This is a genomic window from Sporolactobacillus pectinivorans (assembly GCF_002802965.1).
GTDB lineage: Bacteria > Bacillota > Bacilli > Bacillales > Sporolactobacillaceae > Sporolactobacillus > Sporolactobacillus pectinivorans.
This window is the reverse complement of record NZ_NXGA01000001.1, coordinates 2,557,627-2,583,413: the sequence shown is the minus strand read 5'-3', so window position 1 is coordinate 2,583,413 and position 25,787 is coordinate 2,557,627. Positions and strand designations below refer to the sequence as shown.

The 25,787-nt window shown below is 41.0% G+C and carries 28 protein-coding genes; 19 read left to right on the top strand and 9 right to left on the bottom strand.

Annotation, left to right across the window (positions count from 1 at the left end; translation table 11 throughout):
* The first annotated feature begins 32 nt into the window (after positions 1-32).
* The 5 genes from COP04_RS12525 to COP04_RS12510 all read left to right on the top strand — a co-directional run bounded on the left by COP04_RS12525 (position 33) and on the right by COP04_RS12510 (position 3,530).
* A complete protein-coding gene (locus COP04_RS12525) occupies positions 33-593 on the top strand; it encodes a DEAD/DEAH box helicase family protein (RefSeq protein WP_100488332.1) in 561 nt (186 codons plus the stop codon).
* A gap of 199 nt (positions 594-792) precedes the next feature.
* Positions 793-927, top strand: a complete 135-nt coding sequence (locus tag COP04_RS20520; RefSeq protein WP_275656863.1) for a hypothetical protein — start codon at positions 793-795, stop codon at positions 925-927.
* A gap of 130 nt (positions 928-1,057) precedes the next feature.
* Positions 1,058-1,273, top strand: a complete 216-nt coding sequence (locus COP04_RS12520; protein ID WP_100488331.1) for an SHOCT domain-containing protein — start codon at positions 1,058-1,060, stop codon at positions 1,271-1,273.
* 107 nt (positions 1,274-1,380) lie between these two features.
* On the top strand, positions 1,381-2,850 hold the full coding sequence (locus COP04_RS12515) for a sensor histidine kinase (RefSeq protein WP_162297096.1): 1,470 nt from the start codon (positions 1,381-1,383) through the stop codon (positions 2,848-2,850).
* Positions 2,847-3,530 (top strand): response regulator transcription factor, encoded by a 684-nt coding sequence (locus COP04_RS12510; protein WP_100488329.1) that lies wholly within the window; start codon positions 2,847-2,849, stop codon positions 3,528-3,530. The genes COP04_RS12515 and COP04_RS12510 overlap by 4 nt, the downstream gene beginning before the upstream one ends.
* 319 nt (positions 3,531-3,849) lie before the next feature.
* Here COP04_RS12510 and COP04_RS12500 read toward each other — a convergent pair whose 3' ends face one another.
* The gene (locus COP04_RS12500; RefSeq protein ID WP_100488327.1) at positions 3,850-4,821 is read right to left on the bottom strand and encodes a nuclease-related domain-containing protein; all 972 of its coding nucleotides are present in this window, start codon (positions 4,819-4,821) and stop codon (positions 3,850-3,852) included.
* Positions 4,822-5,714: 893 nt separating this feature from the next.
* Between COP04_RS12500 and COP04_RS12490 the strand changes: the two genes are divergently transcribed.
* The 6 genes from COP04_RS12490 (at position 5,715) to COP04_RS12465 (ending at position 10,830) form a co-directional block, all read left to right on the top strand.
* Positions 5,715-6,641: a helix-turn-helix transcriptional regulator gene (locus COP04_RS12490; protein WP_100488325.1), complete on the top strand. Its 927-nt coding sequence runs from the start codon at positions 5,715-5,717 to the stop codon at positions 6,639-6,641.
* Positions 6,642-6,696: 55 nt separating this feature from the next.
* On the top strand, positions 6,697-7,245 hold the full coding sequence (locus COP04_RS12485; RefSeq protein WP_100488324.1) for a GNAT family N-acetyltransferase: 549 nt from the start codon (positions 6,697-6,699) through the stop codon (positions 7,243-7,245).
* Between the two features lie 95 nt (positions 7,246-7,340).
* On the top strand, positions 7,341-7,766 hold the full coding sequence (locus COP04_RS12480; RefSeq protein ID WP_157800287.1) for a GNAT family N-acetyltransferase: 426 nt from the start codon (positions 7,341-7,343) through the stop codon (positions 7,764-7,766).
* Between the two features lie 141 nt (positions 7,767-7,907).
* Positions 7,908-8,414 (top strand): GNAT family N-acetyltransferase, encoded by a 507-nt coding sequence (locus COP04_RS12475; RefSeq protein WP_100488322.1) that lies wholly within the window; start codon positions 7,908-7,910, stop codon positions 8,412-8,414.
* Between the two features lie 203 nt (positions 8,415-8,617).
* A complete protein-coding gene (locus COP04_RS12470; RefSeq protein ID WP_100488321.1) occupies positions 8,618-9,088 on the top strand; it encodes a MarR family winged helix-turn-helix transcriptional regulator in 471 nt (156 codons plus the stop codon).
* Between the two features lie 104 nt (positions 9,089-9,192).
* Complete coding sequence (locus COP04_RS12465; RefSeq protein ID WP_204988039.1) at positions 9,193-10,830, top strand: MFS transporter; 1,638 nt, start codon at positions 9,193-9,195, stop codon at positions 10,828-10,830.
* An 81-nt stretch (positions 10,831-10,911) separates the two neighbouring features.
* Here the strand turns inward: COP04_RS12465 and COP04_RS12460 are convergent, their stop codons facing one another.
* Entirely contained in the window at positions 10,912-12,651 is a 1,740-nt protein-coding gene (locus COP04_RS12460) for an ABC transporter ATP-binding protein (protein WP_162297095.1), read from the bottom strand.
* A 788-nt stretch (positions 12,652-13,439) separates the two neighbouring features.
* On the bottom strand, positions 13,440-13,898 hold the full coding sequence (locus COP04_RS12450) for a 2-thiouracil desulfurase family protein (RefSeq protein WP_100488318.1): 459 nt from the start codon (positions 13,896-13,898) through the stop codon (positions 13,440-13,442).
* A 327-nt stretch (positions 13,899-14,225) separates the two neighbouring features.
* On the opposite strand from COP04_RS12450, the gene COP04_RS12445 reads away from it, so the two are divergent.
* The 7 genes from COP04_RS12445 (at position 14,226) to COP04_RS12415 (ending at position 19,069) form a co-directional block, all read left to right on the top strand.
* Complete coding sequence (locus COP04_RS12445; RefSeq protein WP_100488317.1) at positions 14,226-14,711, top strand: GNAT family N-acetyltransferase; 486 nt, start codon at positions 14,226-14,228, stop codon at positions 14,709-14,711.
* A 26-nt stretch (positions 14,712-14,737) separates the two neighbouring features.
* Entirely contained in the window at positions 14,738-15,346 is a 609-nt protein-coding gene (locus COP04_RS12440; protein ID WP_100488316.1) for a dienelactone hydrolase family protein, read from the top strand.
* An 84-nt stretch (positions 15,347-15,430) separates the two neighbouring features.
* Entirely contained in the window at positions 15,431-16,138 is a 708-nt protein-coding gene (locus tag COP04_RS12435; RefSeq protein WP_100488315.1) for a YjjG family noncanonical pyrimidine nucleotidase, read from the top strand.
* A gap of 35 nt (positions 16,139-16,173) precedes the next feature.
* A complete protein-coding gene (locus tag COP04_RS12430) occupies positions 16,174-16,944 on the top strand; it encodes an HAD family hydrolase (protein WP_100488314.1) in 771 nt (256 codons plus the stop codon).
* Positions 16,945-17,100: 156 nt separating this feature from the next.
* A complete protein-coding gene (locus tag COP04_RS12425) occupies positions 17,101-17,517 on the top strand; it encodes an ABC transporter permease subunit (protein WP_100488313.1) in 417 nt (138 codons plus the stop codon).
* A 169-nt stretch (positions 17,518-17,686) separates the two neighbouring features.
* Positions 17,687-18,172 carry a GNAT family N-acetyltransferase gene (locus tag COP04_RS12420; protein WP_100488312.1) on the top strand — a complete coding sequence of 162 codons (486 nt, stop codon included), beginning with the start codon at positions 17,687-17,689 and terminating at the stop codon, positions 18,170-18,172.
* Positions 18,173-18,208: 36 nt separating this feature from the next.
* On the top strand, positions 18,209-19,069 hold the full coding sequence (locus tag COP04_RS12415) for an alpha/beta fold hydrolase (protein WP_100488311.1): 861 nt from the start codon (positions 18,209-18,211) through the stop codon (positions 19,067-19,069).
* Positions 19,070-19,183: 114 nt separating this feature from the next.
* Here COP04_RS12415 and COP04_RS12410 read toward each other — a convergent pair whose 3' ends face one another.
* Positions 19,184-19,516, bottom strand: a complete 333-nt coding sequence (locus COP04_RS12410; protein WP_239984855.1) for a hypothetical protein — start codon at positions 19,514-19,516, stop codon at positions 19,184-19,186.
* Positions 19,517-19,787: 271 nt separating this feature from the next.
* Here COP04_RS12410 and COP04_RS12405 point away from each other — a divergent pair, with 271 nt between their 5' ends.
* On the top strand, positions 19,788-20,741 hold the full coding sequence (locus tag COP04_RS12405) for a ketopantoate reductase family protein (protein WP_100488310.1): 954 nt from the start codon (positions 19,788-19,790) through the stop codon (positions 20,739-20,741).
* A 229-nt stretch (positions 20,742-20,970) separates the two neighbouring features.
* Here the strand turns inward: COP04_RS12405 and COP04_RS12400 are convergent, their stop codons facing one another.
* From COP04_RS12400 to COP04_RS12380, 5 genes are all read right to left on the bottom strand, one after another.
* Positions 20,971-21,324 (bottom strand): nuclear transport factor 2 family protein, encoded by a 354-nt coding sequence (locus COP04_RS12400; protein WP_100488309.1) that lies wholly within the window; start codon positions 21,322-21,324, stop codon positions 20,971-20,973.
* 127 nt (positions 21,325-21,451) lie between these two features.
* Positions 21,452-22,840 (bottom strand): GntP family permease, encoded by a 1,389-nt coding sequence (locus COP04_RS12395; protein WP_100488308.1) that lies wholly within the window; start codon positions 22,838-22,840, stop codon positions 21,452-21,454.
* Between the two features lie 722 nt (positions 22,841-23,562).
* Complete coding sequence (locus tag COP04_RS12390; protein ID WP_100488307.1) at positions 23,563-24,819, bottom strand: MFS transporter; 1,257 nt, start codon at positions 24,817-24,819, stop codon at positions 23,563-23,565.
* Positions 24,819-25,352: a hypothetical protein gene (locus tag COP04_RS12385; RefSeq protein ID WP_100488306.1), complete on the bottom strand. Its 534-nt coding sequence runs from the start codon at positions 25,350-25,352 to the stop codon at positions 24,819-24,821. Before COP04_RS12385 ends, COP04_RS12390 begins: the two co-directional genes overlap by 1 nt.
* Entirely contained in the window at positions 25,349-25,765 is a 417-nt protein-coding gene (locus COP04_RS12380) for a MerR family transcriptional regulator (protein WP_100488305.1), read from the bottom strand. The genes COP04_RS12385 and COP04_RS12380 overlap by 4 nt, the downstream gene beginning before the upstream one ends.
* Positions 25,766-25,787: the final 22 nt, after the last annotated feature.

The window sequence follows — 25,787 nt, the reverse complement described above, 5'->3', positions numbered from 1 at the left end:
ATCTGTACTGGACAGAAATGGAGATGACTTAAATGAAATTTCTCCTGCTCTTTGGGCCTCAGGCCGTCGGAAAAATGACGGTTGGACAGGAACTGACAAAAATAACGGATTTGAAATTATTCCATAACCATATGACCATCGATTTGCTAGTTCCTTTGTTCGGCTTTACCCGTGAAATGTGGCAGCTGTGCCATATGTTTCGTGAAGAAATATTCCGAACGTATGCAAAAAGCGGTCAGTGCGGCATTATTTTCACCACGGTCTGGAAGTTTGATGACCCCGAAAAATGGAACTACATTCAAAGAGCATGCGATGTCTTTCGCTCTTCGGGTGCCGACATCTATTTTGTAGAACTCGAGGCAAGTGTCGAAGAACGGTTAAAACGGAACAGGACGGCCAACAGGCTGAAACAAAAACAATTAAAGCGGGACATCGTCGCATCTGAACACGAATTACTCGATGCGATGGAAAAATATCGGTTAAATTCGACAGAAGGAGAAATAACCGAAAAAAACTATCTGCGAATCAATAATACAGAACTAAGCGCGGAAGAAGCAGCCCGAATGATCAAGCAGAAATTCCGTCTAGAGTGAAAATTACAACTTCTGGCCAAATGTCTGCCGCTGCATTATGTGAATGATCTTTTGACAGCGGAATGGAGGGGGCAGGCAGTCAACGCTCCTGGTCTTGATGTTGGAGTACTTGCCGGAATGGCTGTCGTTTTCAGCATTCTCGCGGTACGGCTCTTTCGATGGGCGTAAGAAACGGTCGAGTTCAAAGGAGAGAAGCAAAATGGCGAAAAAGAGCAGAATAAAATGGTCGGAGCGAGATTCCACTTGGAAAACCTGGTTTATTGCGGGGTGGTTGCAAGGATCCCTGATGCTGATTGTGGTGATTATTCTGCTGGTTTATTACTTCGGAAAATGAGATTGATTGATGAGTCAAAGTTGCACGACTTAAGAATTATTTAATCTCTCATTTAGCGGCTGTTAAGGAGTCTGCGTTATTCTGTTCGTTGTAGATGAGATTTTAATAAATTCTTCGAGGAGTGGTTGACATGCATTATGCAGCATTTTTCCCTTTTCCGTTGTTTGGTTTTCTTTTCTTTCTGATCATTGTTTTTATTGTCGGTAATATTGCGAGACACCAAAGAGCCTACTGGTGCCGGCAAGGCATGGACAGCTCGATGGATCTGCTTGAGAAGCGGTATGTTAATGGTGAGATCGATGAAAATGAATTCCACAAAATCAAAGCGAATCTTAAAAAGAAATAACATCGATCGGCACCGCCCGGCATTCCAGCGCGGTGTCTTTCTGTATGTGACTGAATGGTTTATGATATGATACACTTTACTGGATTAAGTCGGAAGCAGGTGGAATGATGTCGATCCGGAAACGGCTGGTATTATCCAATATAGCGATGATCCTGATCCCCGTATTTCTATTTATAGTCGCGGCAATGCTGCTGTTTAATCTTTTCTTGGGGAGTGTGGGACTGCCGTGGAATCCGGCCGGCAGTACGTCGAACACGGATACCCGGCTAGTAAACGACGAGTTTGCCCAGCTTAAAAAGACAGCTTCTTTGTCTCCTGATCGACTGGATGATCGGAACTACATCACACCAATCAGCAGGAAGCTGAACAGTCATCATGCATCGCTGATTTTAAGAAAAAACGGGCAGATCATGTTTCAGTCATCTGGATTAAAAAAGCTGCCGGCTAAGGATCTGCCCGGGTTTGGGGCGGAACCGGCTAATCCGTGGCCAAATCTGTGGATTAGTCACCGTCCCTTTCACGTGCAGTCTTATGATTTTTACTATCCGGACGGGGCGGCGGCCACTCTGTTCATTGTCCGTGACGCGTGGGCGGACGGCAGCCCGGGATTAACGATATTTCCGATCCTCTTTCTTTTTCTGCTTCTGATCCTAATTGCAACGAATGGGCTGCTCACTTATTTTGTATCCAGAAGTATCATCAGGCCTGTGAACACGATGACGCGGGCCGCTCAGAAAATCGGAGAAGGCGATCTCGATTTTCAGATCGATACGAATAAAAAAGATGAGCTGGGTAAACTTTCCCGGGCATTCGAAATGATGCGCCGAAAATTAAAAGATTCGATTGAACGGCAGATCAGATATGAGGAAAATCGAAAGGAAGTCATTGCCAACATCTCGCACGATTTGAAAACACCGATCACGTCCGTTAAGGGTTACGTTGAAGGAATACGCGACGGTGTTGCCAATACGCCGGAAAAGATGGCGCGTTACTTAAATACGATCTACGCGAAATCAATCGATATGGACCAACTGATCGATGAGCTTGCATTATATTCAAAACTGGACATGAATCGCTTGCCGTATCATTTTGAAAAGGTGGATCTGAAAGAATTTTTGTCCGATCTCATTGAAGAAATCCAATTTGATCTTGAAAATAAAGGAGTTTCTCTGACTTTTCATGCTGACGAGGGAAGTCGATATCTGATTTTGGGTGACAGAGAAAAGCTGAAACGAGTGGTCACCAATATTGTCGGCAACAGCATAAAATACAGCGACAAAGATCAGACGAAAGTTCGAATCAGCCTCATTCAGAGCAGGGATCATGTTGCTGTTTGGATTGAAGACAATGGGACAGGCATTTCAAGGGAAGCACTGTCGCAAATTTTTGATCGCTTTTACCGGGCTGATCGATCCAGAAACAGTAAAACTGGAGGAAGCGGGGTCGGACTGGCCATCGTCAAACGGATCGTTGAAGACCATGGTGGAGAGGTATGGGCGGAGAGTACCGTTCATGAAGGTACAAGAATTTGTTTTACAATCAAAAACTTTAAGGCACAAAAAGGTGAACCGGAATGAAACGAGTGTTGATTGTTGAAGATGAACAGAGTATTGCCGAACTGGAACGAGACTATCTGGAAATCAACGGATTTCAGGCTGAAATTGAGACATCGGGAGACCGCGGCCTGATGAAGGCACTGACTGAAGACTATCAGTTGATCATCCTTGATCTGATGTTGCCGGGAAGAGACGGTTTCGACATTTGCAGGGAGATCCGAAAAACAAAAGAAATACCGATCATATTTGTCTCAGCAAAAAAAGAGGATATCGATAAAATCCGCGGCTTTGGACTTGGAGCAGATGACTATATGGTCAAGCCGTTCAGCCCGGGGGAACTTGTGGCCAGAGTGAAGGCACATCTATCCAGATATGAACGGCTGTCGGGGCGGAAGCAGTCAAACACGCTAAATGTCCGCGGCTTAAAAATCGACAGGGGTTCCCGGCAAGTTTTTGTTAATGAAAAAGAAACTGAACTGACAGCAAAAGAGTTTGATCTGCTACTGTTTTTCATCACACACCCAAATCATGTCTTCAGCAAGGAGCACTTGTTTGAACGACTCTGGGGCCTTGACTCGATGGGGGATCTGACCACCGTCACCGTACATATCCGCAAGCTCCGGGAGAAAATCGAAGCGGATCCGTCGAACCCGCAATATATCATCACAATCTGGGGTGCGGGTTATCGGTTTGACGCATGATTAAAGGAAAGCAGCCTGTCAGCAGCAATGGAATCAACAGAAACATCAGCGAAATCGGCACAAAGAGTAGCAAAATCAACGTAAACAGAAGAGGAATCGACATTAAGTGGAGTGAAATCGACGTAACTGGTTTTAAAATCAACATAAATAGATCAAAAATCGACACATGCACCATAATTCAGAATGTGTACAAAAATGACGCTTTTTCACACGTCGGAGGTGAAAAGGCGTCCCTTTAATTTACTGAATGTAACAATTTGGTTTATAGAATCAACTGTTTTAGTATCTGTACCAACTAAAAATGGAGCCAAATCGAAATTTAATCAAGATCGGTAAAAGACAGAAAATAAACGCGCCCACGATTATCGCCCTTATATTTTAAATTCAAGGATTGCAGCAAATGTTTCGCTGAAGAAGCAGAGTCCATTAATAAAAAATTTCTGCATTGCTGATTAGTGATTTTGGGGCCGTTTATGAGGTAGTAATCACGCAATGCCGTGATTCCGGCATGCTTTGATAATGTTTTACACGATGAACAGAACCAGGAAGCTTCAACTTTCTTCATTTGTAACCTTCCACAGTTTGGACATCTGACACCAGGCATAATATCATCCACTGAAAGATTTTCTGATTGAAATAGATTGGGTTTACGTGTTTGGTGGCTGCTTACCATATCATGTCCCAAGGTCAGCAGTTTTTCCTTTGTAAGTGAATGCCGTGAATCAACTTGGGGTAACGCCGTTATCGTTCGTTTCAGATTTGCGGGTTTGACTATTTTTCGAAGAGCAGGGTCATCATGACTCGTTGTTTGAACGTATGCATGTGGAGAAGAGAAAACGACGAATTCATAGATTGGGATGGAGCAGAGGTTGTGCTGCCGGATCCAGATATTCAGTAGATCTTTCAGGTTTTCGGCTTGGACTAATGGATCATTAAATAGTTCAGTTTTTCCATTGAGCTCACGTTTCATTTGATTCAGCCGTGTATCGAGTGTGATCATGCCGGCTAAATTTTTGATTTCCAGCAAAGTGATAAAATTTGTATGAATGATCAGCCAATCCATTTGAAAGTGGTGGGTACCATCGCATAACCGAAGATCGTGAATCAGGTGATAGTCATCTTGGGGAAGAAAACTGAGCGGATAACAGACTGATTTCTCACCATTAAAACCCGACTGATACCTTCTGAGCTTTTCTGATAGCTTTTCATGCGTCGGTCCGTGTCGTAAACGGGGCACTACAGATTCAAGTTGAAGCACATGATACGGGATTTTCAATTTCTTAAGGATCATTTCAACACCTCGATATATAGGTATACTTATTAATTCGACACGAGGCAGCGCATTTCTTTTTTATTTTTCAAAGGGACGGATCTTAAAAAACGCCATCAATTAAGACTATCAACGGAAACATGGCTTTAATCTAATCGACACAATTTGTGGAAGAATCGACGAAAACATGATCAGAATCGACACAACAGGTGAAACAATCGACACAAACGATGGCAGAATCAACAAAAAGTAGGGAGGAATCAACAACTGCGATAATTCATTTGAAAAATGCTGATCTGAAAAATATAATAGAAGCGAGAATCATGAATTTTTTTCGGCCGATTGGCTACTTGAATTAAATAAAGGAGGAGCCCCGGGATGCGGTTTTACTTTTTTGATCTATTTAACCGATACATGCAAAAAAGAACAAGATGGGTATTCCTTATCGTCTCGATTCTACTTTCCTTAATCTTCTATCCCTTTGCACCGCGATTGATCCAAATGGAAATTGGCGGTTATATGCAGTGGACATTGAACAAAAGTATCGCCTTGTTTTTTTCTCCTCTTGTCATGCTTCTTTGCGTCCCATTTAATAAAAGTTTCAGTGCCAACGTCTGTTTTAAAATATTTTTTGTTTTTCATATCGCTTTACTGGTCGGAAACCTGTTGCTTTTAATTTTTTGAAAACGGATGGTTTTACGTTACTTGAACCGGGCGTGATCCACTGCTTTTTTATGTCTGCATCCTGATTAAAGGCTGCAGTGTTGTCAAGTCTTAATCATGTGTACATAACGAATATTAAAAAATATCGATAGAACCGGAGCATTATTTTCCGCATAAATAAATTAAACTCGTATTATGTCTTGGATTGAGAGAGAACTTGGACCGTAGAACAAAATAATGGAGTTGTCTGTATGAAGATTGACCGGTTGCTTGGCATAACTATTTATTTACTGAATCATGGCCGGGTCAGCGCGAAAACGTTCGCCGAGAGGTATGAAGTTTCACTCAGGACGATCCAGCGCGACATCGACACGCTGTGCCAGGCGGGAATTCCGGTTGTTTCCGCTTATGGTATGAATGGCGGATACGAGATCCTCGATCGTTTTAAAATGGAACGGCAGGTTGCAGGACAAAGCGATTATTCTTTTATCATTACAGCTCTGAGAGGGCTGGCCTCCGCTTATGATAATCCGGTGGTCGATGACACGCTTGAAAAAATGATCGCACTGTTTCCGCAACAAAAGCCAGACGCCAATATTTTTCTTGATTTCAGCACTTTGAAAGAGGGCAATGAAACCAGCCGCAAGTTAGAAATGCTTGAAAAAGCCATCGGAACGAAACGCATCGTTACTTTTGATTACACCAATTCTGACAATCTTATTACCGTGCCGGAAGTTGAACCCATCGTACTGGCGTACAAATGGTATACCTGGTACTTGTTGGCCTATCTGCCTGCGAGAGAGGACTACCGGTTGTATAAGCTGGTCCGCATGGAAAATATTCATTTGACTGACCGGCAAATTTCTCATGAACATGACTCCGCGGATACGCTTTTGCAACAGCATGAAGAAACTGACTGTAGAAAATATAGCGACATTCGCCTCCTTTGCAAAGCAGAAATCAGAATGCGGGCGATAGAATATCTGAACGGTGTGATTGAAACAGAAAATGAGAACGGCGATTTTATAATGAAGTTGCATCTTCCTGAAAATGAGCAACTTTGGTTTAGTACCTTGCTATCACTCGGAAATCTGGTACAAGTCATCGAGCCGGAGAACTTAAAAGAACGTCTTTGCCAAAAATGCACGGAAATTTTGCAACTTTACAAAGAACTGTGACAGCATGTTGTCGCCATTCCTCTGCTATGCTGGAGAAAAACAAGGAGGTATGGTTATGAAACACAAGAATATTTATGAGGAGTGTCCGTTTTATCAAAATGAAACAGTAACTTTGAAACAGACTACAACGGAGGATGCAGAGGATCTGCTCAGATGTTACTCTGATGAAAAAGCCATTCCATTTTTCAACGCTGACAATTGTCCCGGCGATTTTCATTTCACAACCTTGGAACAAATGCAGAATGAGATTAGTTTTTGGGACAGATCCTATCAGACAAAATGGTTTGTGCGCTGGACGGTTATGCAAAATGATACATCCGAAAAAGTCGGCACGGTTGAAATGTTCAACAGAGGAATTTTGGCTGACATTGGCTCACATGGAGTGTTGCGGATTGATTTACAGAGCAACTGCGAAAATCGGCAGACGATCTGTGGTATTTTAGAAATAGCCAATCGGCATTTTTATGAGGATTTCGATGTAACGTGGATTCTTACCAAAGCGATTCCGGACGCAGAAGAGCGTATAATTGCGCTAACACAGATGGGTTACGTGCCTGCCTCATTCGAGAAGGCGAATTATTATTGCAGAAGTGAAAAACGTTAATTATTTAGTTCATCTGTGTAACATTTCAGATGTCTGGGCGTTACCCGTTTGAATAGGTAACGCTACTCATAGTTTTTATAGAGGTGATATTTAAAGTGATCAGGACGGCGCAGATATCCGATGTGAAGGAACTGAGGACTTTATGCTCCCAGCTCGGTTATGAAGAAAGCGAAGCAGAAATCAAGGAAAGACTTCAATACATCTTGGAAAATAATGATCATGCACTATTTGTCTATGAAGATGAGGATGGATTAGTTTCCGGGTGGGCACATATTTTCGGTAAACATTTGCTTGAAGGAGTCTATGCGGAACTTGGCGGAATCGTTGTTGACTCCCGGCACAGACGACTTGGCATAGGGAAAATCTTGTTAAAAGCGTGCGAAAAATGGGCATTGGAACAGGGATATTTTGGCATCAGGGTACGTTCGGGCGGGACAAGAGAAAAAGCGCATCAATTTTATAGTCAAATGGGTTACAGAAATAAAAAATGGCAAAAAGTATTTGACCGGACACTGAATTAATTTGGTACTTTTTTCTGCGAGCAAAGGATTTACTTAGCAATAGATAGTTTCATAGTCTTTGCAAGTTTCATCGTGTTTTCCTAAAAATTATTACAAACCAGCATTCCTGTTTATAAGAAAAAATTGAAGGAGGGAATTTTGGTGAATCTCACTTCTGAAAGATTACACTTTCGTCAATATAATGATAATGACCTTGATTTTTTACTGTCACTGCTTTCTGATCCTCAAGAAGTCCGTTTCATAGGGAGTGGAAAAACCCATAATCGGGAAGGTGCAAAGCAATTTTTAAACTGGATTTACGGTTCTTATAAAATAAACCCGGACTTTGGGCTAATGGTCTTAACCCGAAAAAAAGATAATGTCAAGATCGGACACGCCGGTCTTGTACCTCAAGTCATTAATGGGGTTAAGGAAATTGAAATTGGGTACTGGATTGCCCGCAACTATTGGCACAACGGTTATGCGACTGAAGCGGCGAAAGCATTGCTTGATTATGGAAAATCCAATTGCGGAATGCGTCGATTTATTGCTCTCATTCAAAATGGAAATATTGCTTCGCAAAAAGTGGCCAAGAATATCGGAATGGAGTTAGAAAGAGAAATGACGCTCTCAGAGAAAAAAGTCGGCGTTTTCTCCGTAGAGGGATAAAGTTTGTCGCACGACTCATGCTTGCTTTGCAGTAGGGAAGGTACATCGTTTTTTGAAAATTTAATAGTTTTACTGCCATTCAGGACAATGATTTATGGCATTGAAGGGAATGAAGCATTCACGGTATAAAAATGGTTTCATTTGACATAAGCTGAAAACGGACTTATCATTTATTTACCAAGTAAACTGTTTAGGAGAAATACATGAACGATACTGCATTAGTTAATAGCCTAATTAAACAGTTTGAAAGCATTGTCAGTCTCTATAACGAGGTTGAAAAAACAACTGATTCATATGGCACTGAAATTATGCTTCACCCTTCAGAAATCCATATGATTGCAGCTATTGGCGATCATGAAAACAGCAATCTAACCAAGTTGTCTGGATACTTGAACATTACTAAGGGCGCCACAACTAAAATGGTTCAAAATCTGGTGAAAAAAGGGCTGGTGATCAAAAAATTTGCCCCTGATTCTGAAAATGAAAGGGTATTAAGCCTGACAGCTATTGGCCAAAGAGCATATAGTAGCCACCAGCATTATAGAAAACACTTGAATCAGCAGTTTGCCGATATCTATGCAACTGTTCCAAACGATGTATTAGTTCAGATAGAGAAACTGGGAAGCGAAACAGAACAACTATTCAAGTCAATTATCGTCGAACGGAGCAGATAACAATAATTTTTTCCTGAAACAAATCATTGGGTCATTTTTTTTACTCATTTTGTTTACCAAGTAAATTGTTTCGTTTATAAATAAAGACATAGAGGTGCTTTCTATTGTTAAGCGAAAAAGTGAAAAATATACTGGGGCTCACAGCCCTTTCCATGATTATGTTTATCGTGACACTCGATACAACGATTACGAATATCGCATTACCTACGATTACGAGCTATTTTCACGCTAACCTAATTGACAGTAATTGGGTAAGCACGATCTATGTATTAGTTTTGTCAGTATCTATGATTCCGGCATCAAAACTAGCAGATCAGTTGGGACGTAAACGAATCATGCTCATTGGTTTACTGCTTTTTGGATTAGGATCGGTATTATGTGGTTTGGCGCACTCGCTGTTATTTCTGATCATCATGCGGATGATTCAAGGGCTTGGCGGTGCGATTGCAACACCAGTTATGATCCCGCTTTCGGTAGACTTATTTGGCAGGGAAAAAGCCAACCAGGCAGTGGGTGTCATTGGAGCAGTTGCTGCTGTTGCCGCGGCAGCCGGTCCTCCGATTGGCGGACTAATCATTAGATTCACGACATGGCATGCCATTTTCTTTGTCAATGTTCCCATTGTTATTGTCACATTGGTTCTTACATCAATTTGCTTCACTGAATCCTATGACGACACTCTATCGAAAAAAATTGATGGGCTGGGCATGATTCTTCTAACGATGGGTTTATTTCAATTGACTTTTGTGTTACTTAAAGGGTACGACTATGGCTGGACTTCACGTCCAATATTGTTCATGATTGCGGGTACTTTTTTTTCGTTGGCCCTGTTTACATTTGTAGAGCAGAGAATGGAAGAACCACTGCTTGAACTCACTCTTTTTCGAGAACGTACATTTACGGCATCAGTGATTGTATACTTTATTTGTGGATTTTCAATCATCTGTTCGTCAGTGATTTTTAATTTCTTCTTGGAGAACATACGTCATCTTACCACACTTCATGCGGCATACATCATCATGTTCACATCTTTGATGGTGATGATCGCGATGCCTTTAGGCAGTATGTTAGCTCAGCGATACGACTATCGGCCAGTCATTTTTGCTGGTGTTTTATTCATGAGTATCAGCTTGTTCATGCTAGCTCAACTAAAATTCAATACAACAATTGCTGTCATGATTCTAGATATGATTGTACTGGGCTTTGGTTTTGGATTATCCAGCCTTGCCATCGTTTCATCCGTACAATTCGTACCACAAGTAAAAGCCGGTATTGCTTCAGGAATGGTTAATGCGGCCAGACAATTAGGCACCTGCATGGGGATTGCCCTACTCGTGGGCATGATGAGTCACAACATCGACACCGCAAAAGCACAAATAGAAAATCAGGCCATAACAACCATTAGCCATTCGCAAATCCAGCCGTCAGTTAAAAAAATGATTGTGCGTGATGTCAAAAAAGGTGTTCTGAATAATAACGATCATATCGCTTTGTCGAACGGGTCAGATAAAATATTGAGGCTTTTTAATTTGAATGATCAACAAATTCGAGTTGAAAAATTAATGAAAGAGTTACACACTAGCAAAAACGCAAAGAGTGTTACTGCATTCACTAAGACTTTTGGAGCCGCCGGATTCATTATTCTACTTTCATCTATTTTTGGACTATTTACAGATCGTAAAAAAGAGTTCGTTGATGTTGATGAACATGAAAAGCGTCCGACAAAAAAAGAGCCCATTTGAGATGATGCACTCATAGGCTCAATGAAACTTTTTTTACCAAGACAATTCCTAATTCAAAGTCATATAGAGGCACACTAGCCCTCATCGTATCTGCTGTTTGAGGCACATCTCTTGATAGACACCGTGAGCGTTCATCAAGTCCTGGTGTGAACCCTGTTCAATGATCGTCCCGTTTTGCACCACGATGATTTTGGAGGCGTGGCGTACTGTGATCAGGCGGTGTGCCACAACGATTAACGTTTTCCCATGGAATAATTTCTCGACATACTGCTGTATGGCCTGCTCAGTATTGGCATCGAGGGCAGAGGAAGGTTCATCCAGTAATAAAATTTGCGGATGACGTAAAATAGCTTGGGCAATAGAGATACGCTGTCGTTCGCCACCGGATAGGTGAACCCCGCGTTCACCAACGATCGTGTCATATTTCTGTGGAAGGGCATTGATGAAATCGCCCATCTGTACGATTCTTGCCACTTCTTTAATTTCATCTTCCGTAGCCTGGGGTGAGCCGTACGACAAATTGTCCCGGAGCGACCGATTCCAGAGAAAAACATCCTGAGAGACGACTGCAATGTTTCTTCTGAGATCCGCCAGCTGATAGTCGCGGATGTCAGTCCCGTCAATGAATAGAGAACCCGTATCCGGATCTAGAAATCGGGTGATCAGTTCAAGAATGGTGCTCTTTCCACCGCCAGTGGGCCCGACAATCCCTAGAAATTCTCCGGAATCGATCTTGAACGATATGTGATGGAGTCCACTGCGGTCATTTTGATATTGGAATGAAACATCCCGGAATTCAATCGTTCCTTTAACGTCCTGCACGGGTCTGGCATTCGGACGGTCACTCAGCTCAGGTGACAGGAGAAAGGTTTCACGCATCTGTTTCAGCGTGGGATTAATATTCTTTGTCCAGACATAAATCCCCTGAATGCTGTTCACCCCTGAGTAAAGTTGAGGGACGTACATCATGAAAGCAATCAGTATCCCGAGTGTCAGTACGTGGTTGACGATAAAATAAACGCCTGTGGAAAAAACAATGCCAATAGCAAGGGACTGTATAAAAACGGATAATACCTGTCTGTAAAAAGTATTGGCGATACTGGTTTTTGTGCGCAAGGGTTTCTGCTGACGGCGCCATTCATCCGCTCTCGCCTGCTCCTGGGTGTTTTGCGCAAACAATTGAACCGTTTTGATACCGCTCACTAATTCAGTGAAAAATGACTGCCCCTTCGTTATTAATGCTGATGACCGGGTCATATTACGCTCAACATATGAACCCAGTAACCTGGCGCTTGTGATGGCGAGAGGAATCACGGAGAGGGATACAAGAGTCAGACGGAAATTCAGATATAACATAAAAGCGAATGTCCCCAGAAAGGTTAAAATACTGGTCAAGGACGGAAGTAATTGATTTGCTACATAAACGTCCCCGATCATCCCGCAGACTCGCGTGATTCGATGAACCAGATCACCCACGGTCATGTTATTCAGCACCCTTGGGGACAGCCTCAAGATTTTCGCAATGACCTTCGCACGTAGATGATCTGTAGTCTCACCACCGATATAAGTGAATATGAATGTTTGAACGGCGGTAAACGCAGTTGCAACAACCGGGAGGAGGATGAGGGCAGGAATGTAGATGGAGAGCAGTGATAATTTGTTTCGCGGGATAACATCGTCAATCAGCGTTCTCATGACCCATGGGGACAGCAAGCTGAGGACAGTCCCAACCAGCATCGTTAAAATACCAAGCAGCATCAGCCATTTTTTGTCCCAGATAACCGGCCAAAACAGGGCTTCGTTTTTCCGCGCATTTCCCATTTTTCCATCCCTTTGTATCATGTCGTCTTTAAATTGCTCCTATACAGGCCATCTCAGGACAACTTCTCACGACATCGGAAAAGAATTCATACAATAACGATTTTGCCGGCTTCATGGTGTTAGAGGTGTTGACTGTTTCTGGGCACAAGAAAACAATATGATCTTATGGCTTTTCCCGAAAAGGTCGCTCCTTCGCTTATTTTGATTGAATACCCAACAAAACTTAATAATAAATCAAATAATGAGGTTTGTTGTTATGCGGATGTTAATGTTAGATTTGTTTTTCTCAATAATTCTTTATTGAACGGATACATGTAGGAGTTCCCAATGACGGTGAATAAAATAAAAAAAGGATCAATGGTTGAAGGAATCAATCATTTTTTGACAAAATAGTTTGTTAACTCGTAGTATACTTAATGATATCGAAGGAAAATAGAAGAAAAGCCGACAATCACTCCGAAAGCATATTTGCTGTAAAAAGCATTGAAAGCTCTTACGAAAAGGAGGCCTATCATTGTGACTAATAAAATCAACAAGAATAAAGATCTAAATCATAGCATTGGTAATGTAATTATAACTTTTCATTGGTTTGTGTTGATCGGTGTGATCATTGCTTCGATCGTGCTTTGGCAAATGTCTAAAAATTTATCGTTTATTATATTGGAAATATGTGTGACCCTTGGAATCTTATTCAATATTTATCTTTTTTCAAAAGAAAGATTAAGAAAACAGGAGTAAGAATGATGAGAGTACTTAGTAAAATTTATATTTGGATTCCTGATTAAAAATCACTTGAAAACTTCTGAAATCTGTTCTTCGGAAAAAACTTTAATCCCGTTTTTTCTAAGCCAAGCAGCAGTAACACCAATCCCATAGACTCTTTCACCATTAAATTTGCCGTTATAAATCATAGAACTACCGCATGAAGGACTGTATTCTTTAAGTACTATTGTTGTTGCATTTATTTCTTGAGCTTTCCTTAATGCAGCGTTTGCTCCTTTTATATAAGCATTCGTAACATCTTTACCGGATTTTTCGATAACTTTAGCTCTTCCGTCCAGCACGTCATCACCATCACCACCGATGATTTCAGCAGGTTCCCTGGGAATCGCAAAGCCGGCTAACAGCTCAGGACATACGGCAGTAGCTTTTCCTTCTCGAATCATTTGTCTTATTTCATCATTTAAACAATGTGTTCCGTTATATCGCACGTCATATCCTGCTAAACAGGAGCTTACTAAAATCATTAATCTCTCACCTCACAACTCTCTGCCGAACACAATTAAGAAATCAGCTCCAAAAATGCATTCTATTGCATCAGCTAACATTCTAGTATTTGATATAATCAATATTAACAACCATATATTAACATTTCAAGTGATTGCTGAGTCGTTCCTAACTATGTAGAACCGCTCTTAACAAAAAAAAACTAACAAGTAAAATATTAAAAGAAGTGCGCACACCATAATAAGTAAACTGGAAACGAGTAACTTTACGTAATTGGAGTCATATGGAGACACGATCCACCTTAACCAGCTATTTAGAAGTCAACGAACGAAGGGGATGCGGTTTGATTGGACATCCAGCTCATCGAAGTTCCTAAGGAGAAAAAGAGTATACTGAGCTGTCTCATGCAGTTCTACTTCTACGATTTTTCCGGATATAAGGGATCGGATGTATTAGCAAATGGAATGTTTGGGATCTATCCTTATCTAGAAGACTATTGGATTGATGTAGTGCACCGTTTTCCCTACTTTATCATGGTGGATAGGAAGTATGCCGGATTTGCCTTAGTAAGATACATAGAGCAAAGATATAGGCAGCCCTATTATTCAATCGCTGAATTTTTCGTTATGAAAAAATATCGGAGACTGGGTGTAGGCAGGAAAGTTGCAACGGCCCTGTTTGTCAGGCACAAGGGCTGTCATTGGGAAGTGTCTCAGGATGAGAAAAATGGCCCTTCACAGCTGTTTTGGCTTCGCGTGATTGACGCATATACTGATGGAACGTTCACTGATCGATATGAACCCGGAAGAAGAATACAGGAATTTTTAGGCTGAAAGATTTTGATTATAGGGGAGGAATAATGCTCACATACATTAGAAATCGCAGAAAGTTAGTCATTCTTATTCATGAAATATACGGTGTAAATGAGCAGATGCATTTGTTTGCCCAGTGGCTGGATCATCTTGGAACAGATGTAGTTTGCCCGGATCTGCTATCCAAAGAAGAACCATTTAAGGAATTTTTGGAGGAAGAGGCATACCAATATTTTATGAATCATGTGGGTTTTGAAAAAGGCTCTATTGCGATTAACCGGATAATTCACCAATTCCAAAATAAGTATGATGACATTTATCTGATCGGTTTTAGTGTCGGGGCAACGATCGCATGGATTTACAGCGCGCAAAGCAGATCTCTGAAGGGAGTCATTTGCTTCTACGGGTCAAGAATTCGAGACTATGATCAGTTAGATCCGAAATGCCCGGTAACGTTATTTCTTGCTCACGATGAAAAATCCTTCAGCGTTGATGATTTTATTATCAAATTGAAGGACAGGAACTATGAAAATGTTGATCTTCATTTATTAGAAGCAAAGCATGGATTTGCGAATCCTTTTTCTGAACAATTTGATGATCAAGTTTATCAACAGGCTCTGGCTCAAGTGAAATCAATGCTTAAGCAGTTATCATAACAGATGTCTTAAGGTCTCATCACGCTTAATACATTGTGGCTGCTCATGCAATCATAAGGAGATAAAAGCAGGTGTTATTTGGAAATGTCCGTAAAAAAATATGATGATATTTTATTTGATGCAGACGACACGCTGTTTGATTATAAAAAAGCAGAAACGGTTGCACTTCAAAAAACGTTAGCCTATTTTGGACATGCTTACGATCATGACATTCAAACAGAATACAGATTGATTAATCAAAGTCTATGGCATGAGCTTGAAATGAAAAAGATTACTGTTGATGAACTGCAGGTGGAAAGGTTCAAGCTATTATTTAGAAAAACTGGAGTCAAAGAAAGTGCGGATGACTTCAATTCACATTATTTGAATGAGCTGGCAGATGGCACGCAATTAATCAGCGGCGCTCAGAAATTATGCGATGATTTGAGCCAGTTCTTCAGGTTGACGATTGTGACTAATGGGATTTCAAGAACACAACGCAGAAGATTTGGAAAATCAACAATAAAAAAAGATTTTGAGGCTCTGTTTATTTCTGGGGACATCGGGTTTCAAAAGCCGCAAACAGAACTGTTTGATTATGTATTTGCTTCTCTGCAAATCGCTGATAAAAACCGGGTACTGATGGTTGGTGATAATTTATCGACGGATATTCTTGGCGGAATCAATGCGGGAATTGATACGTGCTGGTTCAATTGTAACAAAGCAATCAATAAGACGAAGATCAAGGCGGATTTTGAAATCCAGTCGCTGGATGAGCTTCACAAGATCGTTTTTCCTGATCAGATAAGATAGAATGATTGAAAAGTACATAGACAAGAGATGACAAAATGGAAATACGAATGATTGTGACGGATCTTGATGACACTTTATTAAACCATCAGAAAATGATATCTGACTATACCGCTGATATTTTAAACCGCTGCCATCAAAAGGGGATCGAATTTGCCTTTGCGACCGCACGTCCGGAGCGTACACTACGACCTTTTCAAAGAAAAATCAAATGTGATTATGTTATTTCGAACAATGGAGCCACCCTGTCACACAAAGGTAAAATCGTCTATAACCAAAATATTCCAAGACAAATGACTAATGAATTGCTCTCAGACCTCATTTCTGCGGAGGACGTGACTTGCATCACTGTTGAAGCAGGAGATTGTCTCTATACGACTTATGAAGGGACATTGTGGGAAGAAGAGTGGAAGCCTGTCTATAATGATTTTAAAACAGAAATGAAATTTGACGCGCCCAAAATATCAGCGGAATGCAGCAATGGTGAAACACTGCAATCCATTTTAAAAAAGTATCCGAGGCTTCGCTTGGTATCCAATTATGGCGAGGACTGGTATCAAATCGTAAACCAAAATGCTTCAAAAGTAAACGGTATTGCAGCAATCCTAAAGGAGACCCATTTAAGTTTTTCCAGCGTTGCAGCGTTCGGGAATGACTTCAATGACATCGAGATGCTTCAGAAATGTGGTATTGGGGTGGCTGTTTCTAATGGAATAGATTGGGCAAAAAGAGCTGCAAATTTTATATGCGACAGCAATGAAAACGATGGTGTCGCCAAGTGGATTGTGTCTCATGTCATTGGTCAATAAAGTTTAATTGGGCGAAAGCTATTATTTGCTGATTAAAAAGTAAACACCAAATAATTTGGGTATTAATTGTTCTCAACTTAATGTAAGGTTTACAATGACTTTTTTGCAAAATTTAATCTTTCAGAGGGTGTTGCCTTTATCATTGCCCTTATTCGTTTGCTATTTGCTTCTTTCTTTGGCTGGGTTTATGGCATGTATCTCTATCGGTTCAGAAGGACGATCACGGGGCTGCTTGACGGCATGCACTATATTCCGATGATGCTTTTAGCCTTTGTCATTCTTGTTCCTATTCTTCAGCCGAATATAATGACTGAAATTTATGCCTATTCACAAACTGAACGTGAGATTGCAGAAATCATTATTGTGGCGGCCATCGGTATTCCTATCGCGGCACTGGACATCGGCAATCCAATTGGTGAAATCAAGCGGCGCGATTTTATCGTCAGCGCTAAAGTGCTGGGTGCCAATTCCCTACAGATTTTCTGGAATGAGATTAGGCCCCATTTTATTCCAAGGTTCAGCTTGATTTGTATTCAGCATAGTTTTATGGGCCAACGACAATTAGTCGTTTAAAATAACATTGTGAGTAAATCACTAATGGGCGTTTAAAATACAACTTGCAAATGCAGGTGAAGCGATGTCTCTGAGAGAAGAATCAATAAACATTCGTGTTTCCTGCGATTCGTTTGGATAGGGTTGTCAAGAAATAGTGGACAGTACAAGATGAAGGAGACGACTCACCATGATTGAGGGATCAGTAGCTCTTGAGTTTTATAGTGACAAATATAACGCTCAACTGAGCCATTATCATTTAACTGAAGATCAGCTGAACTATACTGCTTCACCGTTAGAGGCTATTAAAAAATGTAAAAAAGATAGTGAAAGGTGTCCTATTATTATTTTATATAGAGGAGAACCGGCAGGCTTTCTTGTTCTTCATGGATGGGAAGGGGTTAAAGATTACAGTGAAAACAGAGCGGCCCTTCTTCTCAGAGCTTATTCGATTGATGGCGCTTATCAGGGAAAGGGAATCGCCACTCAATCGTTATTATTACTGGATTCTTTTGTAAAGAAAAATTTTCCAGATAAAAAAGAAATTATTTTGGCAGTAAACCATAACAATTTTATCGCGCAACATGTTTATAAAAAGTCCGGCTTCACAGATACAGGAAAGCGAGCAATAGGCAGAAAAGGAGAAATGTTTATACTCCATAAGCATCTCGTTTAATCAATAAGAAGACAATGGGAAAAGAGATAAGGGTATATGGCTGTTCACTGTCATTATAAAAAAACCGGAACGGGAAGGGAATCAATTGTGTTCTTTCCGGCTGCGGGTTTCTCAGGGATTGAAGGGCAAAACATAGCAGATGATCTGCAACAAAATTATCAATTGTTTCTCTGTGATTTACCCGGATATGGGAAAAACAATGGTTTCGAACAATCGATCACAACAAAGGATTTAGCAGATTGGGTAGTTCAATTCTTTAATGAAGAAAAACTGGACAAAGTTCACCTGATCGGACATTCTGTTGGCGGCTTCGTCTGCTTATGCGCAGCTTATCATTATCCAAATCGTGTCAAAAGCCTGACCTTACTTGACAGTGGTCATTTTAATTTGCCGCGTTTTCCTTCCGAAATGGGAAAATCTGCGCTGTTGATGCCTCTGCTCAGTCTGCTGTCCAGGGTTTTTAAAAGAAAAGTATATCCTTTTGTCGGACGTTATATTCTGCCTTCCATTGAAGAGTCATCGGAGACGGATGGAACGCAGGAGGACTTCCTGAAATTTTGCCGATGGATGCATTTGGACTATACGAATCCATATATTTCGAAAGCTTTTTTTGAAGCGGTTGTTCCATTGAAGCAGGCTGGTTTGCCTTTTCATTTATGCTTTTATCAGGCACGGCCCAAAAAGATGTTATCCGCTATCCGGCTTCCCGTCTGTCTCTGCTATGCTTCTTATGAAGGTATTGAAAGGAAAAGGGAACAATTCGAGAAGAAAAATATCAAATCTTTTTTAAATCAGCCCAATATCCACATTGTAAAAGTAGCTGGGGCACATTATGTACTCTGGTCCAAAGAATCACCGCTTCCCGAGATCGCTGCTTTCATCCACAGCATTTCTTAATTTTTGGCTGTATTGAATAATTGTCTAATTGTAATGATCGCGCAACAAGTATTTATTAAGCAAATTTCTAATCCACTAATAGCTGAAAAAGTTCCTCGATAATGCCCTTTTGTTTCATTGCAAAAAATGCTTGCAGAGCAACATATAAATAATATAAAGGGCCACGGAAATGGTGGCTGCATAGGCGGGCTTAATCCAGTTGGTTAAAATAAAAACAAACAGAATCAAAACGACAGCACCAAAAGCGCCGAATATCGCATTAAACTCAGTTGTCCGAAATTCTTTCAGGTTCATGCTTCTCATTTGCATACCCATATTGATCAAGGTCATGATTGGAATAAACGTGATGACACCTGATAGAAATAAAAGCTTCGATTCACTGAAATAGGACATTAATACAAAGATCGTTCCACCAATAATAAACTTCAGACCATAGTCCAAGATCAATTTTGCTCGTCCCATCTTAAAGAGTTGTTCCCATTATAGGCCATATCATGACTCTTGGACATAGTCTATTAAAGACTGACAGGTTCAGCGCATGTATAAAGTTGCTCCTTTTTCGATTGTTCTGTTAAAATAAACTCGTAACTCTATTGACTGGTATCATGCCTATATTTTACCAGATGAATAGGATATCTTTTTATATTCAATAGGGTCAAGGGTTAGCTTCGATCTTCGATTCTGCAGCCTGGGTTAAATCATTGAGGAGGATGAGTGAATGTTAAAGTATACTGTGTTAGGTTCTGGAGCAATGGGATTACGCTATGGCGTCCTGCTTCAAGAAGCAGGCTTCGAAGTAGATTTCGTTGATACGTGGGATGCGCAGATCGATGCGATCAAGGAACAAGGCGGCGTTTACGTATCACGGGACGGTGAGAATCGTCATTTGGTTCCGATAAATGTTTTTTCACCTGAAAATTATACCCATGATCCGGATGTTTATATTGTCTTCTCAAAGCAAATGTTGCTGGCTGACCTTCTGAAGCGCAGTGCCCGTTTTTTCAAAAGCCATCAGTATGTTGTTACTGGGATGAATGGGATGGGTCATATTGAAAAGCTTAATCAGTACTTTGATAAGAGCAAGGTAATCGGCGGCACAGCCCTCATCGGCACGGTTTTGAATAAAGCCGGTGACGTTGATTTTATTGGCAAGCCAGGTGCCGGTTCGATGAATATGGCGAATGAAACCGAAGAACCGGATGAAACAACGGAACAAATCGTGAAAGACTTTACCAAGGCAAATCTTAATCCGACATTAACAAGGAATTTTCAAGGCACTTTAATGGCTAAGGTTGTGTTCAATTCGGTTATTAATACTTTGTGCACACTTTTTGAAATTCAAATGGGACAATTTATTTCTTATCCCAATGCAGATAAACTGGGAAAACAGTTGATCAATGAAGCATATGATGTCTGTGAACGGGCGGGGATTCAGTTGTTGACCACGCGGCAAGAAGAGTGGGAAACGATCAAGCATGTCAGTGAAGAAACCAATCCCCTTCATTACCCATCAATGTATCAGGATATGTCAAAGGACAGGCCAACAGAAGTTGATTATATCAATGGTTATATTTATGAATTGGGGAAAAAGTACAATTACGAAGCAGCCACTCATGAGTTTTTACGGAATTTAGTCCATTTGGCGGAACATACAAGGCAATTCAGAGCATGATTTGCTGCTATAACTGAATTAATTACAAAAAGATCACTTTTTAGCTCGATTTAAAAAGTGATCTTTTTGAATCTCATAATGGGTATGTAAAATCTGCAACAAGGCAAACCGAATTTTTAAAAACGAACCGAAAGTGCAAAAAAGCACGGGTGGACGAATGTTTTGCAATTCGTTCCTTACTGACAGTTAATCTTACTCAGTAGAGAACATTTGTATAGACACAGCAGAATTAATCAACAATCACTTTTAAATGTTGAATTTCACTTGCAGCATTTAATTTCGCAATATCCTTTCCGGATAAAGCAAATATTTCTCCGGTTTCCCTACGACCGGATACGGCCCATTTGGTTTCCAATTGATTGTTTTTTTTCGTCGTATGCCAGACATGATGGACCTCAGCATTCCTTTTGAAAAATTCATTGAAAAAACGGGCAATACTTTCCTTCCCTTTAATTTCGCCTGATTGATTGGGTATAATTGTTGCATCGTCTGCAAACAGTGCGATCAGTTTTCTAAAATTCTCCTCATCATGCCCCGCCAAATCCGAGAGATGGAAATATTCGTCCAATGTAGTACGTGCCAACGTATCAACTCCTTTTCACTTTTATAGTTTAATAATAAATAAACAATCAAATTATAGATTGCTCTCCTGTAAAATGCAACTGAGAGGGTGGATGAATTACAATTTTGATAACACGAAAATGCTTATTTTAAATAACCGGAAACATATTGAGTACCAAAGCCATGATCAGGCCAACAAGTCCAACGATCGACTGGATCACCGTAATCGTTTTAAAAGTCTCCCCCATGGTCATTCCAAAAGATTCCTTGACCAGCCAGAAACCCGCGTGATTGGCGTAGTTAAAGAACAGCGAACCGGAGCCAATCGCTACAACGAGCAGCGATGTGTTGATTCCCGGATTTGCCGCAATCATCGGTGCGAGCAATCCGGTGGCACCGACAATACCGACGGTTGCCGAACCGGTAGTTACAGAAAGAAGAGCAGCAATTACCCAGCCGAGCACGATCGCCGGGAGAGAAAAAGTTGATGAGAGATGTACGATCGCATCTCCGACGTGTGAATCAACCAGAACTTTGGCAAAAGCTCCACCACCGGCAATAATCAGCAGGATGCCCGCGATCGGTTTCAGACTGTTTCCCAGTGAAGTGCGCAACGTTTTCCCATCCTCACCCCGTGCATAACCGAGAACGACAATCGCAACCAGAAGTCCGATCAGCATCGCCATGACCGGATCGCCAATAAAGGCAGTTATTTGATAAATGATTGAGTTCTCATGCAGCAGTGTTTGGGCAAGTGTCCGGATGAGCATCATAATCATCGGAAGCAGCGTAACGACCCAGGCGGTCACCTTTGACACGGGGTGCCTGCCCACAGTCGGGGAAACAATAGCCGTAGTATATTGCGCCATCAACTGTTCATCCGGTCGGACGCTGAGCCGCGGTGCGATAAATCTGGCATATAGCGGTCCGGCAAGAATAATTGCCGGAATTGCGCAGATGATACCGTAAATCATCGTCATGCCCAAATTCGCTTTAAAGCCGTTGATTGCAACCAGCGGCCCAGGATGCGGCGGAACCATACCGTGCATCGAAGCGAGTGCCGCAATCACAGGAACACCGATCATAATATACGGAGAACCCTTTACTTTGCCCTGTTTTTCCACCTTACGAGCAACCGTAAAAATAAGCGGTAGCAGAATAATTAGGCCGACTTCAAAGAACATTGGAATACCAATAATAAAAGCAGCCAATGCCATCAGCCAGGGCAAATTATGGCTGTTTGAGTGGCTCAGAAGCTGAGAAGCAATCCGATTGCTCACACCTGAATCCGCAAGAATTTTACCAAACATAGCACCAAGCGCTACCGTCAGGCCGACGCCGCCCAATGTGTTGCCGGCTCCGGCTTCAATTGAAGCGGCCAGATCCTGGATTTTGATTCCTGAAGCGATGCCAACGCCAACCGAGACGATTAACAGGGCCAGCAGTGGATGCATGTGAAGTCTGGAAACAATCAGGAAAATGAGAAGTAAAATACTGAAGATGGCAATTGTAAGTAGAAGAACATCATGACTCGTCAACTTGTATCACCCTTTCCAGAACAGAAAAAACCGGACGATATCTCTATAATCGTTCATCTGATCTACTGTTTATTTTTGTTAACTATAACGCTCGAAATCGATCATTTGAAGTAATAAGACGCACATATTTTGTCAAATTATTTTTTATTTATGTGAATTTGCGCAGAATAAGTAGCTTTCCAGTAACTTCGTGGTTTGATAGATTCGGCTTTCTAGCCACCCTGCATGCGTCTCAAAAATTTGGAATCAACGTTGTCAGAGGTATTTGCTTCTTACTTTCGCGAAGTTGGCAATAATTTTGCATGAAATCTGAGCGGGTGATCGTCAATGAATGAAAGAAGCCATTATTTGATTAGTTCGGCAAAAGAGTCTATCGCGTCCGAGAGATGGAAATATTTATCCAACACAGTTCTATCCATCGTATCAGCTCCTTATGCTTTAACTATTTAATAATTACTAAACAGTTAAAGCGTAAGCCAATCTTTTGCAACATGCAACTGAGAGAAGAGGTTGAATTTATACTGATGAGATCTTTTATTCGTCCTGATATGCTAGAAATCTAAAATAATTGCTTTGAGCGCATAGGGCATTATCCACCTGAAAAATGTTAGGCAGCTGTATTAATCCGATAAAAAACAGTACGGCCTTTTAACACTGTCATTAAAGGCCGATGAGATCCTTCTTCAAGTACTGAGAGTCAAAATAAGCGAAAAGAACGATTTTTAGCTATCTATACTTTGTAATGTCTTTACTGATTTTGGAAACACAAACATGTAAAAGATCGCTACGAATAAGAGGCAGCCACCAAACCAAAGAAAGGGTGTTTCAACTTTTATATACCTTGGAAAAGCGAGCGCAATAATTCCAAAAAGCAGTGATTGTGTCAGATTACCAATCGGGTCGAACCAAGCCTGCACGCGTCCCATAAATCTGGAATCGACAATCCTGGGGAGCCATCCCGATAAGGCAACATTGACAATGGGGATGCACAGTGCGACACAAAAATAAAAGAAAAGATAAAGAAGAAAGCTTTTCGCAAAATATTCTAAAGAAATAAAGACACTCGCTATAAGAAAGCCCAAAATCATTAACTGAGACAATTTAATTTTATTAACAATTAAAGAAGCAACAAAACTGCCTGAGAGAATGCCCATTCCGAAAACCACTCCTGATACCGCAGCGGCCTGCTGATAGTCATTGGGAGCTAATTTATATTTCAGCAGGTAGATGGGCATGATGGACAGCCCGCCGTTTACAAAACCTAATACAGCCGTACCGAGCATCAGGGCACTCAACAGGCGATGTCTTAAAATATAAACCATTCCCTGTTTAAATTCAGAGAAGATCATGCTGATGTTTAAACGAGTGTCTTTGGGATTTTCCTTGGGCAGAATCGCTTTCTTCGGAAAATGACAATGATAAATTAAAAAACTTGAGAAAAGAAAACTGAAACAGTTCATCAATATGGCGCCTGAAATCCCTAGATTCCAGTAAAAGAAAGCTCCAAAAGCAGTTCCAAAAAGGAGAAATATGCTAATAAGCATTTGATTCAGTCCACCAGCCACAGCGTATTCTCGGTCATGAAGAATTCCTTGAATTGCAGCGGTTTGCGCCGGAACAAAGAATTTGGACACGGCTGTTATCATAAAAAGCAGGACAAAGATGATCGTAACGATTTTTAAAAGAGTGGCTGTAACCAGCATGACACAGAGACAGGCATTCAGCCAATCAGAATAAATCATGATTTTTTGTCGGTTGATGTTGTCTGCTAGCACACCAACGATGAAAAAAACAAAAAGTGAAGGCAGAGTGTACATTAATTCGACAAGGGTTGCATAGTAAGGCTTGTTTGCGTACTGATCAAGCAGATAAAAAGTAAAGGCCGTGGTGGACGTCACCGTTCCAAATTGTGATGCAAAGGAAGCAAGAAATAGCTGGCGATAGTTTGAATTTTTGAAAATATCTAGGAAGGCATGCATTAAACCGCCCCACAAACACCATCAATACGATATTTTCTTTCCAAAGGGGAAAGTTCCGTGATCGCTTCCTGAATCACCCTCGGAATGGTCTCAAAAGTATATCCCTGTTTCGTATGCTTTTTCATTTTCTCTACAAGGGAAACAACTTCTTGATCCATGATGATCTTATCGCTTGCTTCTTCAGAAACGATGGTCAGAGGTATTTGCCTCTGATCTTTGTAAAATTGGCCATGATTTTGAAAAGAGAAAAGAAGGATCAGAAATATTCGTCCCAATGGCAGCTTTTTTTCTGTAAATAGTTCGAAGACCATATCCAGATTTTGATCGACTTTTGGAACTGTCACCGTATGGGACTGATCTTCGGGAAAATCATTTAAGTTTTTCAAAAGGCAGATACCCTCAGGAAAATCAAGATGAAGCCTGAAATTAACGATTACAGAACAGTCAACACATTCAAGATGAATCCATAAATGGTTTAAACCTTCAAGACATTCCAATTCTGCTTTTTCGAGTCTTGCTTCAACTTTCATCATTCCCCATCTTCTTTCATGATTTCTGATATGGAATCAAAGATTTTTTGCTTTGTCTCAGGATTTATTCTGGAGTTGAGTATAATAAATGCATCATCATTTATTTTTGTTGTCTCACGGTTCAAAATTTTGTTTGACTGATACAGAGTGATCTGATCGCCAATCTTTTTAATCTCGTCGATTGATTGATCCTTTAGCTCTTCGCGGATTGTCGCCAGTGTTTCTCCCATTTTCGCCAATGTCAGTATCGCCCGAAAGTAGGCAAGGTGAACATCGGTGTAGACGCGTCTTTTTCCAACCGTTTGAAGTGGTGGGACCATGCCTATCTGAGTATAATATCTGACCGTTCTTAAATTGATGTTGATGTCGCTGTTTTTAAGTACATCGGTGATTTGCTGTGCCGTAAAATAACCCAATCCCTTTTCCTCCTTTTTATTA

Coding starts and splice junctions, on each gene's coding strand:
- COP04_RS12525 (WP_100488332.1), top strand. CDS start 33: ATGAAATTTCTCCTGCTCTTTGGGCCTCAGGCCGTCGGAAAAATGACG.
- COP04_RS20520 (WP_275656863.1), top strand. CDS start 793: ATGGCGAAAAAGAGCAGAATAAAATGGTCGGAGCGAGATTCCACTTGG.
- COP04_RS12520 (WP_100488331.1), top strand. CDS start 1,058: ATGCATTATGCAGCATTTTTCCCTTTTCCGTTGTTTGGTTTTCTTTTC.
- COP04_RS12515 (WP_162297096.1), top strand. CDS start 1,381: ATGTCGATCCGGAAACGGCTGGTATTATCCAATATAGCGATGATCCTG.
- COP04_RS12510 (WP_100488329.1), top strand. CDS start 2,847: ATGAAACGAGTGTTGATTGTTGAAGATGAACAGAGTATTGCCGAACTG.
- COP04_RS12500 (WP_100488327.1), bottom strand. CDS start 4,821: ATGATCCTTAAGAAATTGAAAATCCCGTATCATGTGCTTCAACTTGAA.
- COP04_RS12490 (WP_100488325.1), top strand. CDS start 5,715: ATGAAGATTGACCGGTTGCTTGGCATAACTATTTATTTACTGAATCAT.
- COP04_RS12485 (WP_100488324.1), top strand. CDS start 6,697: ATGAAACACAAGAATATTTATGAGGAGTGTCCGTTTTATCAAAATGAA.
- COP04_RS12470 (WP_100488321.1), top strand. CDS start 8,618: ATGAACGATACTGCATTAGTTAATAGCCTAATTAAACAGTTTGAAAGC.
- COP04_RS12460 (WP_162297095.1), bottom strand. CDS start 12,651: ATGGGAAATGCGCGGAAAAACGAAGCCCTGTTTTGGCCGGTTATCTGG.
- COP04_RS12450 (WP_100488318.1), bottom strand. CDS start 13,898: ATGATTTTAGTAAGCTCCTGTTTAGCAGGATATGACGTGCGATATAAC.
- COP04_RS12440 (WP_100488316.1), top strand. CDS start 14,738: ATGCTCACATACATTAGAAATCGCAGAAAGTTAGTCATTCTTATTCAT.
- COP04_RS12435 (WP_100488315.1), top strand. CDS start 15,431: ATGTCCGTAAAAAAATATGATGATATTTTATTTGATGCAGACGACACG.
- COP04_RS12430 (WP_100488314.1), top strand. CDS start 16,174: ATGGAAATACGAATGATTGTGACGGATCTTGATGACACTTTATTAAAC.
- COP04_RS12420 (WP_100488312.1), top strand. CDS start 17,687: ATGATTGAGGGATCAGTAGCTCTTGAGTTTTATAGTGACAAATATAAC.
- COP04_RS12415 (WP_100488311.1), top strand. CDS start 18,209: ATGGCTGTTCACTGTCATTATAAAAAAACCGGAACGGGAAGGGAATCA.
- COP04_RS12405 (WP_100488310.1), top strand. CDS start 19,788: ATGTTAAAGTATACTGTGTTAGGTTCTGGAGCAATGGGATTACGCTAT.
- COP04_RS12390 (WP_100488307.1), bottom strand. CDS start 24,819: ATGCATGCCTTCCTAGATATTTTCAAAAATTCAAACTATCGCCAGCTA.
- COP04_RS12385 (WP_100488306.1), bottom strand. CDS start 25,352: ATGATGAAAGTTGAAGCAAGACTCGAAAAAGCAGAATTGGAATGTCTT.